This is a genomic window from Serratia sp. (in: enterobacteria) (genome assembly GCF_052400455.1).
GTDB classification, from domain to species: Bacteria; Pseudomonadota; Gammaproteobacteria; order Enterobacterales; family Enterobacteriaceae; genus Serratia; species Serratia ureilytica.
In genome coordinates this window covers 2,349,257-2,361,456 of record NZ_CP185812.1, presented here as the reverse complement: position 1 = coordinate 2,361,456, position 12,200 = coordinate 2,349,257, and the positions used below count along the sequence as shown (strand labels likewise).

12 protein-coding genes are annotated in these 12,200 nt (G+C 62.4%); 7 read left to right on the top strand and 5 right to left on the bottom strand.

Going from position 1 to position 12,200, the window contains the following annotated elements:
• Positions 1 to 444: 444 nt before the first annotated feature.
• The 5 genes from ACORQT_RS11525 (at position 445) to clcB (ending at position 5,306) form a co-directional block, all read left to right on the top strand.
• Positions 445 to 1,161: an ABC transporter permease gene (locus ACORQT_RS11525; RefSeq protein ID WP_033642986.1), complete on the top strand. Its 717-nt coding sequence runs from the start codon at positions 445 to 447 to the stop codon at positions 1,159 to 1,161.
• Between the two features lie 64 nt (positions 1,162 to 1,225).
• Positions 1,226 to 2,083: a glycine betaine ABC transporter substrate-binding protein gene (locus tag ACORQT_RS11520; RefSeq protein WP_232091410.1), complete on the top strand. Its 858-nt coding sequence runs from the start codon at positions 1,226 to 1,228 to the stop codon at positions 2,081 to 2,083.
• 9 nt (positions 2,084 to 2,092) lie between these two features.
• Positions 2,093 to 2,743, top strand: a complete 651-nt coding sequence (gene osmW / locus ACORQT_RS11515; protein WP_015377782.1) for an osmoprotectant ABC transporter permease OsmW — start codon at positions 2,093 to 2,095, stop codon at positions 2,741 to 2,743.
• Positions 2,740 to 3,879 carry an osmoprotectant ABC transporter ATP-binding protein OsmV gene (gene osmV / locus ACORQT_RS11510; RefSeq protein ID WP_033642984.1) on the top strand — a complete coding sequence of 380 codons (1,140 nt, stop codon included), beginning with the start codon at positions 2,740 to 2,742 and terminating at the stop codon, positions 3,877 to 3,879. The genes osmW and osmV overlap by 4 nt, the downstream gene beginning before the upstream one ends.
• A 125-nt stretch (positions 3,880 to 4,004) precedes the next feature.
• Entirely contained in the window at positions 4,005 to 5,306 is a 1,302-nt protein-coding gene (gene clcB, locus ACORQT_RS11505; protein WP_164058049.1) for a voltage-gated ClC-type chloride channel ClcB, read from the top strand.
• On the opposite strand, the gene ACORQT_RS11500 is transcribed toward clcB, so the two are convergent.
• A complete protein-coding gene (locus ACORQT_RS11500) occupies positions 5,303 to 5,695 on the bottom strand; it encodes a helix-turn-helix domain-containing protein (RefSeq protein WP_072627190.1) in 393 nt (130 codons plus the stop codon). The genes clcB and ACORQT_RS11500 overlap by 4 nt on opposite strands.
• Before the next feature lie 69 nt (positions 5,696 to 5,764).
• Between ACORQT_RS11500 and ACORQT_RS11495 the strand changes: the two genes are divergently transcribed.
• Entirely contained in the window at positions 5,765 to 6,259 is a 495-nt protein-coding gene (locus ACORQT_RS11495; protein ID WP_164058048.1) for a DUF2938 family protein, read from the top strand.
• 5 nt (positions 6,260 to 6,264) lie between these two features.
• On the opposite strand, the gene bioD is transcribed toward ACORQT_RS11495, so the two are convergent.
• From bioD to ACORQT_RS11480, 3 genes are all read right to left on the bottom strand, one after another.
• The gene (gene bioD, locus ACORQT_RS11490; RefSeq protein WP_444859408.1) at positions 6,265 to 6,930 is read right to left on the bottom strand and encodes a dethiobiotin synthase; all 666 of its coding nucleotides are present in this window, start codon (positions 6,928 to 6,930) and stop codon (positions 6,265 to 6,267) included.
• A gap of 144 nt (positions 6,931 to 7,074) precedes the next feature.
• Entirely contained in the window at positions 7,075 to 8,292 is a 1,218-nt protein-coding gene (gene mlc, locus ACORQT_RS11485; protein WP_033642978.1) for a sugar metabolism global transcriptional regulator Mlc, read from the bottom strand.
• 159 nt (positions 8,293 to 8,451) lie between these two features.
• Positions 8,452 to 9,342, bottom strand: coding sequence for a LysR substrate-binding domain-containing protein (locus ACORQT_RS11480; RefSeq protein ID WP_444859407.1), 891 nt, complete (start codon positions 9,340 to 9,342; stop codon positions 8,452 to 8,454).
• 147 nt (positions 9,343 to 9,489) lie between these two features.
• Between ACORQT_RS11480 and ACORQT_RS11475 the strand changes: the two genes are divergently transcribed.
• Entirely contained in the window at positions 9,490 to 10,758 is a 1,269-nt protein-coding gene (locus tag ACORQT_RS11475) for an MFS transporter (RefSeq protein WP_169539675.1), read from the top strand.
• Positions 10,759 to 10,817: 59 nt separating this feature from the next.
• Here ACORQT_RS11475 and ACORQT_RS11470 read toward each other — a convergent pair whose 3' ends face one another.
• The gene (locus ACORQT_RS11470; RefSeq protein ID WP_164057981.1) at positions 10,818 to 12,104 is read right to left on the bottom strand and encodes a glycoside hydrolase family 10 protein; all 1,287 of its coding nucleotides are present in this window, start codon (positions 12,102 to 12,104) and stop codon (positions 10,818 to 10,820) included.
• Positions 12,105 to 12,200: the final 96 nt, after the last annotated feature.

Genomic DNA, 12,200 nt, shown 5'->3' with positions numbered 1-12,200 from the left:
TCTATCCGCCCTCACATCCCGTCTTCGCCGACGGCGGATCGCACCATTTGGACTTGTTGTTACGGCGTAACGTTATGCGGCGGATTTTTTTCACTTTCCCCCCATCCCAGCGCTGACGCGGGCTGAGACGCCGATTGGCGCAAACTCAATCACCTGATTTTGTTCATAAAACTTGGCACGGCCAACGACAGAGTGCTATACCTTCCCTAGCCGGGGTCGTTGGGCTTCGTGCTTTCTCGGGTTTAAATATCAGTATCTTATGCTGATTAACTCACGTATTGAGCCTACGTTCAGCACGCTGTGCCGAACGCACCCTTCGCTCAATGTCGCTAACCTCATGCGAAACGCCCGTTTTGTACCGCCACGCCCGCCGGGCCGTGGGTAACAATCAGAGCGGAATGCGCCGTCTCGTCGGCCGCTCCGCGCAACGGAGGACGCAACATCATGCACAAGTCAGCGCCATACCGGCGCCTGCTCCTCGGGAGCCTGTTGTTTATCGCCGTCATCGCACTGCTGGTTTACGGCATCGGTTGGGACACCCTCAAGTCGCGCCGGGAAGATTTGATCTACCTCGGCCAGCAACACATGTTCCTGGTGGCCTGCTCCATGCTGCTGTCGCTGCTGGTCGGCATTCCCAGCGGTATCTTGCTGAGCCGCCCTTTCGCCCGCCGCTGGGCGGAACACGTGATGCAAATCTTCAACGTCGGCAACACCCTGCCGCCGCTGGCGGTGCTGGCGCTGGCGATGGTGATCATCGGCATCGGCGATCGGCCGGCGGTGGTGGCGCTGTTCCTCGCCTCGCTGCTGCCCATCGTGCGCAATACCTATGCCGGCCTGCGTTCGGTGCCGCCGGCGCTGGTCGAGGCCGCCAACGGTATTGGCATGACCGCCGGGCAGCGGCTGCGCCAGGTCGAACTCCCTAACGCGCTGCCGGTGATCTTTGCCGGGATACGCATCGCGATGGCGATTAACGTCGGCACCGCGCCGCTGGCGTTTTTGATTGGCGCCAGCAGCTACGGCGAGCTGATTTTCCCCGGCATCTACCTGAACGACTTCCCGACGCTGATCCTCGGCGCCGCCGCCACCGCGCTGATCGCCCTGCTGCTCGATCTGGCGCTGGCCGGTCTCGGCCGCCGGCTCAGCCCGCACACCGCATCCTGATGGGAGAAACGCGATGACTCGATGGTTACAACGCCTCCGCCACGCGCTGCTGTTCTCCTTGCTGATGACCGGCGCGGCCGCCTGGGCCGCCCCGCTGACGCTGGCGAGCAAGAACTTTACCGAACAGCGCATTCTGTCGGCGATCACCGTGCAATACCTGCGGGCCAAAGGTTTTCAGGTCGAACCCAAGACCAACCTGGCCACGGTGATCACCCGCAACGCCATGATCAACAAGCAGATCGACATGACCTGGGAATACACCGGCACCTCGCTGATCATCTTTAACCACATCAATAAGCGCATGACGCCGCAGGAAACCTACGACACGGTGAAAAAGCTCGACGCCAAACTCGGCCTGGTGTGGCTGCAGCCGGCGGATATGAACAACACCTACGCCTTCGCCATGCAGCGCCGGCGCGCGGAAAAAGAGCAGATTCGCACGATGTCGCAGTTGGTGGCCAAAGTGGAACAGGTGCGTAAAACCGACCCGAAACACAACTGGCTGCTGGGGTTGGATCTGGAGTTTGCCGGCCGCTCGGACGGCCTGAAACCGATGCAGGCGCTGTACGACATGCCGCTCGATCGCCCGCAAATTCGCCAGATGGATCCCGGCCTGGTCTACAACGCCATCCGCGACGGCTTCGTCGACGCCGGGCTGGTGTACACCACCGACGGCCGGGTAAAAGGGTTCGATCTGCAGGTGCTGGAAGACGACAAGGGCTATTTCCCGAGCTACGCGGTCACGCCGGTAGTGCGCGCCGACGTATTGCAAAACACGCCGGGGCTGGAAGCGGCGCTGAACACGCTGTCGAAACAGTTCAACAATCAGGTGATCACCGAGCTTAACGCCAGGGTGGATATCGACTACCAGACGCCGCAACAGGTCGCCGACGCGTTTCTCAAGCAGCGCGGCCTGATTTAAGGAGGCATGATGAATACCTTACTCTACGCCTGGCAAAACTGGGCCTATATCGCCGGGTTGACGCTGGAACACCTGCTGCTGGTCGGCGTCGCCGTGGGTCTGGCGATCCTGATCGGCGTGCCGCTTGGCGTGCTGATCGTCCGCCACAAATGGCTGGCGACGCCGGTGCTGAGCCTGGCCACGCTGGTGCTGACCGTGCCCTCCATCGCCCTGTTCGGGCTGATGATCCCGCTGTTTTCATTGATTGGCCACGGCATCGGCTACGTGCCGGCGATCACCGCGGTGTTCCTCTACTCGCTGCTGCCGATCGTGCGCAATACCCACACCGCGCTCGACAACCTGCCCGGCGGGCTGCGCGAAGCCGGCCGCGGCATCGGCATGACCTTCTGGCAACGGCTGCGCTGGGTGGAGATCCCGGTGGCGCTGCCGGTGATTTTCGGCGGCATCCGCACCGCCGTGGTGATGAATATCGGCGTGATGGCGATCGCCGCGGTGATCGGCGCCGGCGGCCTCGGCCTGCTGCTGCTCAACGGCATCAGCAGCAGTGACATTCGCCAGTTGATTACCGGCGCCGTGATGATCAGCCTGCTGGCGATCGTCCTCGATTGGTTATTGCACCGCTTGCAAATTGCGCTAACGCCCAAGGGGATCCGCTCATGATTAAACTGGAAAATCTGACCAAACAGTTCATGCAAAAGAACGGCACGCCGTTCAACGCCGTCGACAACATCAATCTGGACGTGCCGGAAGGTGAAATCTGCGTGCTGCTCGGCCCTTCCGGCTGCGGCAAAACCACCACGCTGAAGATGATCAACCGCCTGATCGAACCCACCGGCGGCACCATTCTGATCAACGGCGAAGACACCAGCGCGCTGGATACCGTCAGCCTGCGCCGTAAAATCGGCTACGTCATCCAACAGATTGGTCTGTTCCCCAACATGACCATCGAGGAGAACATCACCGTGGTGCCGCGCATGCTGGGCTGGGACAAAAAACGCTGCCACGCCCGCGCCGAGGAGCTGATGAGCATGGTGGCGCTGGATCCCAAACGCTTTTTGCACCGCTACCCGAAAGAGATGTCGGGCGGGCAGCAACAGCGCATCGGCGTGATCCGCGCGCTGGCGGCCGATCCGCCGGTGCTGCTGATGGATGAACCCTTCGGCGCGGTGGATCCGATCAACCGCGAAACCATCCAGAACGAGTTTCTCGACATGCAGCGCCAGCTGAAAAAGACCGTGATGCTGGTCAGCCACGACATCGACGAAGCGCTGAAGCTCGGCGATCGCATCGCGGTGTTCCGCCAGGGCAAAATCGTGCAGAACGCCAGTGCCGATGAGCTGCTGGCACGGCCGGCGAACGAGTTCGTCGCCTCCTTTGTCGGCCAGGATCGCACGCTGAAGCGCCTGCTGCTGGTGCAGGCCGGCGACGTGGCAGGCCAACAAGAGACGGTGACGGTGCGCCGGGAAACGCCGCTGGTGGAGGCGTTCGGGCTGATGGACGATATCGACGCCCGTTCAGTGACGGTAGTGGACGCCGACGGCAAGCCGCTGGGCTACGTCAAACGCCGTGAGGCGCGCGGCGCGCCGGGGGTGTGCGCCGACAGCCTGCACCGTTTCCGCGTCACCGCCCGCGCGGAAGAGAACCTGCGCGTGGTGCTGTCGAAGCTGTACGAACACAACACTTCCTGGATGCCGATCGTCGATGAAGACGGCCGCTACAGCGGCGAAATCTCGCAGGATTATATCGCCGACTACCTCAGTTCCGGCCGCACGCGCCGGGTGTTGACGCCGCAATAACCCACGCCGGGGCGCTCGCCGCCCCGCCCATGCCGCAGTTTGCTAAAGATTCACTGGTCATCGGCCGGAGCGCCAAGCACAATGCGCTGATGACCCTTTGATTTTTCTCACGACGCCGCCCACGCATGAAAAGATTGGTCCACCTGCACCACTATCGCGCCCTGCTGCGCAGCCTGTTTATCGCCGTGTTTATCGGCGTCGCCGCCGCCCTGGCGGTGTGGCTGTTTCACCGTTCGATGATTGGCCTCGAGTGGCTGCTGCTCGGCAATGCCGACGGCAGCCTGGTGGCCGCCGCCGCCGCGCTGCCCGGCTGGCGACGCGCGCTGACGCCCGCGCTGGGCGGTCTGGCGGCGGGCCTGCTGCTGTACATTCACCAGCGCTACCGCCACCAGCGCCCGGCGGCGCCCACCGACTATATGGAAGCGATTGAGACCGGCAACGGCAAGCTGGATACCGGCGCCAGCCTGGTGAAGTGTCTGGCGTCGCTGCTGGTGGTGTCGAGCGGCAGCGCCATCGGCCGTGAAGGCGCGATGATCCTGCTGGCGGCGCTGGTGGGATCGCTCTTCGCCCAGCGTTTTACGCACGAGAAAGAATGGAAACTGTGGGTGGCCTGCGCCGCCGCCGCCGGGATGGCCAGCGCCTACCATGCGCCGTTGGCGGGCAGCCTGTTTATCGCCGAGATCCTGTTCGGCACCCTGATGCTGGCCTCGCTCGGCCCGGTGGTGATCGCCGCAGTGAGCGCCCTGCTGATGACCAACCTGCTCAACGGCGGCCAGGCGCCGCTCTACCTGGTGACGCCGCTCGCCGCCCCCTTGCCGACGCAATACCTGCTGATGGCACTGGTCGGCGTGGTGGCCGGCGCCGGCGGGCCGCTGTTTTTGTGGTTGATGACCGCCAGCGGCCGCGCCTGCCGATCGCTGCGCCTGAAGCCGCCGTTGCAGCTGGCGTTGGGCGGCCTGATCGTCGGGCTGCTTTCGCTGCTGTTCCCGCAGGTGTGGGGCAATGGCTACAGCGTGGTGCAGGCGCTGCTGATCGCGCCGCCGGGGGTGTTGCTGCTGGGGGCGATCCTGGTATGCAAGCTGTTGGCGATCCTCGCCAGCAGCGGGTCGGGCGCGCCCGGCGGGGTCTTCACCCCGACGCTGTTCGTCGGCGCCGCGCTCGGTTCGATGATCGGCCAGCTGTTTGGCCTGTGGCCGGGCATGGATGCGGCGGTGCCGCTGCTGCTGGCGCTGACCGGCATGGCTACCCTGCTGGCCGCCACCACCCATGCGCCGATCATGGCGGCGCTGATGGTATTTGAAATGACCGGCGAATACGCGCTGCTGCCCGGCATTCTGCTCGCCTGCGTGATCGCCACCACCGTGTCGCGCGGCCTGCGGCCGATCTCGGTGTACCACACGGCGCCGCTGCCCAAACGCGAGGTTTAGAACTCACCCTGCTGCAATATTTTCCTGAACTGCGGGCACTGCAGGTGCTCGGGTTCAGGGCAATCGACCATGTGCCGCAGCCCGTCGCGCACCTGCATCAGGCGCTGGATATGGCGATCCAACTCATCCGCCCGCGCCGCCAGCAACACGCGATCGAGCGCGATTTTGCCCCGTTCGTCAAACAAGGCGCTCATCTCATCCAACGTAAAACCGGCCAGGCGCGCGAGGGCGATCAACCGCAGTTGATCGAGCACTCCGGCGGCGTATTGACGGCGCAAACCGTGGCGGCCTATCGACGCGATCAGCCCCTTTTTCTCGTAATGCCGCAGCGCAGAAGGCGCGACTCCGCTCAGGCGCGCCACCGCGCCGATATCCAGCTCTTTCGCCATTGACTTGAAGCCGACTTTAAGTTGCACACTGTGCGCACCTTATCACGTCACTGAGCCAAGGACACCCCTATGACCCCCGATTTGTTATTACGCATTCTGTTAACCGGCGCCGGCGCCACCCTCTGCATGGATTTGTGGGCGTTGCTGTTGAAGCGGCGCTTCGGCATCCCTTCCCTCGATTACGCGCTGGTGGGCCGCTGGTTTCTCGGCATGTTCGACGGCCGCTGGTTTCACGCCACCATCGTCACGGCGCCGCCGCGCCAGGGTGAGAGAAAAATCGGCTGGATACTGCACTACGCCATCGGCTTGGCGTTCGCCTTTATCCCGCTCGGTTTGGCGGGCATTGGGTGGTATGCGGCGCCGGAACCGCGCATCGCGCTGTTGAGCGGCTGGTTGAGCCTGGCGGCGCCGTTTCTGGTGATGCAGCCCGCGCTGGGCTTTGGCGTGGCGGCGGCGAAAACCGCCAATCCGCGCAGAGCGCGGCTCCTCAGCCTGCTCACCCACACGGTGTATGGGCTGGGCCTGCTGATCGCCGCCCGGTTGTTGGCGACGTTCTGCGCCTGAATGGGCTACAGCAACGTGGAAATATCGAGGTAGTGCGCCAGTTCGCGCTGCTCCGCGCGCGGCAGATACGGAATTTCACCCAGCAGCGGCGCGGAAATGCGCTGCTGCAGCGCCGTGATGGTTTCGGCATAGTGCGCCAACCCCGGATTGATGCGGTTGGCCACCCAGCCTAACAGCGGCAGGCCGTCGTTGATGATCGACTGCGCGGTCAGCAGCGCGTGGCTGACGCAGCCCAGCTTGATGCCCACCACCAACACCACCGGCAGCTGCTCCTGCACCACCCATTCGGCGTACGGCCGCAGATCGTTCATCAGCACGCGCCAGCCGCCGCTGCCCTCCACCACCACCGTATCGGCTTTGGCGGACAGATCGCGCAGGCCGCTGCTCATCAGGCCGTAGTTGATGTCCTCGGTGGTATGCGCATGAAACACCTCATCCAGACAGGTGATGGGATTGATCTCCTCATAGCACAGCGGCAAGGTGGAAGATGCCTGCAACACCAAAGCGTCTTTATTGCGGATGCCCTCGCTGGTTTCCTGGCAGCGCGCGGCGATCGGCTTGTAGCCCGCGACCGAGCGGCCATCGGCGGCCAGCGCCTGCATCAACCCGCGGGAAACCACGGTTTTACCGACGTCGGTATCCGTGCCTGTCACAAATAAACGCTTCAACATGAATAAAATGCCCCAGAATGCCCCGTTAACAATGTATCGCCGCACCGGCGGCGAAGAAGTCTTGCGGAAAAATTCTAGGGGATGCCGTCACGTAGGGGCTTGAGGTAGCTCAATCTTTTGCGGGATTAATAAGAAGTTCTGATGTTAGCCTTGCAGCAGCTGCACCAGCAATGAACCGTTATACAGCGCCTCTTTCACCAGCGCCGCGCCGGGCATGGTGCCCTGATTGAAGAACTGCGTGGATTCAACCTTGACCTGCTCGCTGTAGGCCGGCAGCGCCTGCTGGCGAATGCAGGAGGCGATGGCCGGGTGCAGGATCTCCGCCGCGCGGTTGAGCGGCGAACCCACCAGGATCTTCTCCGGATTGAACAGGTTGACCATGATAGCCAGAATGCGCCCCACGCTGTGGCCGACGCCGAGGATGATGTCCCGCGCCAGTTGATCGCCCGCCAGCGCGGCGTCGCACAGCGATTCAACGGTCAGCGGCGCGCCGTGCAGGCTGGAGCTCATTGAGCCGCTCAGCCGCTGCTGGGCGATCTCCAGCATGTTCTCGATGCTGGCCACGGTCTCGAGGCAGCCGTGGTTGCCGCAGTAGCAGCGTTTGCCGTAAGGATCGACCTGGGTGTGGCCGATCTCCACCACGCTGTGGCTGCCGGCATGCAGCACGTGGCCGCCGGTGATCACGCCGGCGCCGACGTTGTGGTCGATCACCACCTGAATCACGTTCTGGCTGCCGCGCGAGGCGCCGTACAACGCCTCGGCCATGGTCCAGGCGCTGATGTCGTGTTGCAAATAGACGGGCAGACCGGTCCGGGTTTCCAGCGCCGGGCCGAGCGGCATCTCCAGCACGTCGTAAAACGGCATGCGGTGCACCACGCCGGACTGCACGTCGATAATACCCGGCAGCGTAATGGCGATCGCCGTCAACCGTTCCAGCTTGCTTTGATGGCGAATAAAGAATTGATCGACTTCGGTCAGGATGCGTTTCAGCAGCGGTTCGGGATCTTCGGCCGCCAGCGGCAGCAGCTCTTCCACCACCAGTTTGCTGCTCAGATCGCGCAGCGCCAGCGTGATGCTGCCGCGGCTGATGCGGGCGGACAGGTAGTGCCAGGCCTCGGTGTCCAGCACCAGCCCCACCGCCGGGCGGCCCCGGCTGCCGATTTCCTGGTACTCGGTTTCCTTGACCAGATGGGCTTCCAGCAGTTCGCGCACGATCTTGGTGATGCTGGCGGGCGCCAGCTGTGCGCGTTTTGACAGTTCGATGCGCGAAATCGGGCCCAGTTGATCGATTAGCCGATAAACCGCCCCCGCATTGGTCTGTTTGATTTGATCAATATGCCCAGGCTGCCCAACCGCAATCACAAACCGGCTCCTACTATTTTTCGCGCTTCTAAATAAAGACTAGGGGTTATGGTGGGGCTTTTGTCATACAGCGTCAACTATTTGATTCGTTATGTGATTTGCTGCACAAATTCCTCGCAATTTCAGCGCGAATTGATTTTTATTTGCCCAATCTCAACGTCATTTCAGCATCAACACCATCAGCGCCTGTGCCGCGGCGGTCAGCGGCCGTCGGCGGTGATGCACCAGCCACACTTCGGTCGTGGCGTCCGGCTCCGCCAGCGGCAAATAACGCACGCCGTCCACCCGCACCCGGGCGAAAGATGCCGGCAGAATCGAAACCCCCAATCCGGCGGAGACCAAACCGATGATGGTCATCGCTTCCCCCACTTCCTGAGTGATATACGGGGTAATGCCGGCCTTGCCGAGCAGCAGCAGAATTTCGTCATACAGCGCCGTGCCCACTTCGCGCGAGAAGAACACGAACGGCTCCTGCGCCAGGTGTTGAAAACGCAGCGCGCCGCCGGGCGTTTCCGCCAGCGGATGCCCCTCCGGCACCACCGCCAGCAGCGGTTCGCGCAGCAGCAGCTGATAGTGCAGCGCTTCCGGCAGCCGCGTGTTGCGCATCACCCCCAGATCCAGCTCACCGTTCAGCAGCGGTTCGATCTGCTGTTTGGTGTTGATTTCGCGCATCTTGATATGCACCTGCGGAGAATGCTGACGGAAAGCGCGCAGGCTGCGCGCCACCACGCCGATAAACGGTGCGGAAGAGGTAAAGCCGATGGTCATTTCCCCCAGTTCGCCGCGATCCAGGCGCGCCGCCTTTTCCGCCGCGCGGCCGACCTGATCGAGCACCTGATAGGCTTCTTTGAGGAACATCTCCCCGGCCTGCGTCAAGCTGACGTTGCGGTTGTTGCGCGCCAACAGCCGTGCGCCGACCATATCCTCCAGCGCCTGGATTTGCTGGCTGAGCGGCGGCTGGGAGATACGCAGCCGCTCCGCGGCGCGGCCAAAATGCAGCTCCTCCGCCACGGCGATAAAGTAACGCAGGTGTCTTAACTCGATATTCATATTTAAAAAGTCTTAATTGTAATTATTAATATATTAGACAAAAAAATCGCCGCTCCCTATCATTTTGTTATCTGCAAAGTGTCTGTTTATCTCCCCGAAGTTCGGTAAGGAAACGCTGTGACAACCCCTGTGCGTTCTGCGGCCGTGATGCCGTCGACGCTGGCCGCCAACGATGACGCGGCCGCTGCGCCAAAAGTAAAACGCTCCACCCTCAACAACAAACTCCCCTATATCGAACGCGGCACGCCGCAGTTTATGCGCGTAACGCTGGCGCTGTTTTCCGCCGGGCTGGCGACCTTCGCGTTGCTTTACTGCGTGCAGCCGATCCTGCCGGTACTGTCGCAAGATTTCGGCGTCTCGCCGGCCGAAAGCAGCCTGTCGCTCTCGGTCTCTACCGGCCTGCTGGCGATCGGCCTGATGTTCACCGGGCCGCTGTCCGACGCCATCGGCCGCAAGTCGGTGATGGTGGTGGCGCTGTTGCTGGCGGCAGTCTGCACGCTGATTTGCGCCTTTATGACCAGCTGGCACGGCATTTTGCTGATGCGCGCGCTGATCGGCCTGTCGCTGAGCGGCGTGGCGGCGGTCGGCATGACCTATCTCAGCGAAGAGATCCATCCCAGCTTCGTCGCCTTCTCGATGGGGTTGTACATCAGCGGCAATTCGATCGGCGGCATGAGCGGCCGCCTGGTGACCGGGGTGTTGACCGACTTCTTCTCCTGGCGCGTCTCGCTCGGGGTCATCGGTCTGTTCGCCCTCGCCGCCGCCTTCATGTTCTGGCGCATCCTGCCCGCTTCGCGGCATTTTCGCGCCAGCTCACTGCGCCCGCGCACCCTGCTGATCAACTTCAAACTGCATTGGCACGATAAGGGGCTGCCGCTGCTGTTCGCGGAAGGCTTTCTGCTGATGGGCAGCTTCGTCACCCTGTTCAACTACATCGGTTATCGCCTGCTGGCGGATCCTTATCACCTGAGCCAGGCGATCGTCGGCCTGCTGTCGGTGGTCTACCTCACCGGTTCCTACAGCTCGCCCAAGGCCGGCGCGCTCACCTCGCGCTTCGGGCGCGGCCCGGTGCTGCTGGCGTCGATCGTGATTATGCTGATCGGGATTCTGATTACCGCGTTGCCGCAGGTGCCGGCGATCTTTATCGGCATGATGCTGTTCACCGCCGGTTTCTTCGCCGCCCACTCGGTGGCCAGCAGCTGGATCGGCCGCCGTGCGCGCCGCGCCAAAGGCCAGGCGTCGTCGCTGTATCTGTTCTGTTATTACGTCGGCTCGAGCGTGGCCGGGACCCTCGGCGGCGTGTTCTGGCACAGTTTCGGCTGGAATGGCGTGGCGGCGTTCATCAGCCTGATGCTGTTGCTGGCGCTGCTGGTGGTGCATTACCTGAAGCGCCTGCCGGAAGCGGCGCGCCTGTGAATACTGTGAATAAAAAAGCCGCGGTGGAATACCGCGGCTCGCTATGCCAATGCCGGTGATTATTGACCGGTTTTCCAGCGGCTACGCAGGTACTCCACGGCCTTATCCGTTTGCGGCTCGGTCAGATAACGTTGCCGGAACAGGATGGTTCCCCCCATCCCCGGCAAGCTCTCGTTGAGATCCAACTGCCTTTTCAGCTCGGGAACGCCGCCGTCGACGGTCCATGCCGGTTCGCTCGCCGATGGCGTGCCCACTTTATACAGCGCCACCCCGGCATAAAGCCGAACCGGCGTGTCTTTCACCACCTCGGCCCACCAGTTGGCCAGCACGTCGTAGCGAACTATTTCACGATCGAAAGGCCAGTACAGCTGCGGTGCGATGTAGTCGAGCAGCCCCAGTTTGACCCACTGGCGCGTATCGGCATAGGCCGCATCGTACGATGGCGCGCCGGCCTGAGTCGCCGAGCCGGCGGGATCGTCCGCTTTGTTTCGCCAGACGCCCGCCGGGCTGACGCCAAACGCGACAGCGGGCTTTAGCGCCCTGACGGTGGCTGAAACCTGTTTTATCAATTGCAGCGTATTGTCTCTTCGCCAACTGGCCTTGTCTGCAAACCCTTTGCCGTATTCGCGATACGTCTTTTCATCATCCAGCGGCGATTGCGGCGTCTCATAATAGAAATAATCGTCAAATTGAATGCCGTCGACGTCATAGTTTTTGACGACTTCAGCCACCACGCCAGTGATCCAGTTGCGCACGTCGGGTAAGCCAGGATCGAGCGCAAAGCGGTCGTTGGCCGTACGTATCCAGTCGGGATGCAGCGCATAGACGCTGGCCGGCGGGGACTGCAGCGTTTGATTAAGCGCATCAATCGTTTGCTGTCGGGTATTCATGGAAACCCGATAAGGATTCAGCCAGGCATGTACTTTGATGCCGCGCCGGTGCGCTTCTTTCAGCATAAAGGCCAGCGGATCGTAACCCGGATCCTGGCCCACGGTGCCGGTCAAGACCTCCGACCAGGGCAAGATGTCAGAACGCCACAGGGCCGTTCCGTCCGGTTTAACCTGAAAATACACCGTGTTAATCCCGGTTTTCACCATGTCGTCCAGTGCGTCCGTCAGCGCCTGCTGCTGCAGGCGAATTCGCTCTGGCGCGGTTTCCGCTTTCAGGGAGGCCGCCGGCGGCCAGTCCAGCCCCATGACGGTGGCCAGCCAGATGCCCCGCATCGGTGTGACCGGCGGCGCAGGCTGCGGAGGCTTTTCCGGCTCAGGGGGTTTGGCGCATCCGCTCACGCCCAGCATGGCGGCCATCAACAGCCATCCGCCTAGTTTTGTTGCGCCTGTCGGCATAAATGTTCTCCTTCCGTGAGTGACGGTTATCCCATGTCGTATCGTGCAGAGCAAGAAACCGCCCGCTTTATCAACGCTATCCCGCGACTGGCGTCG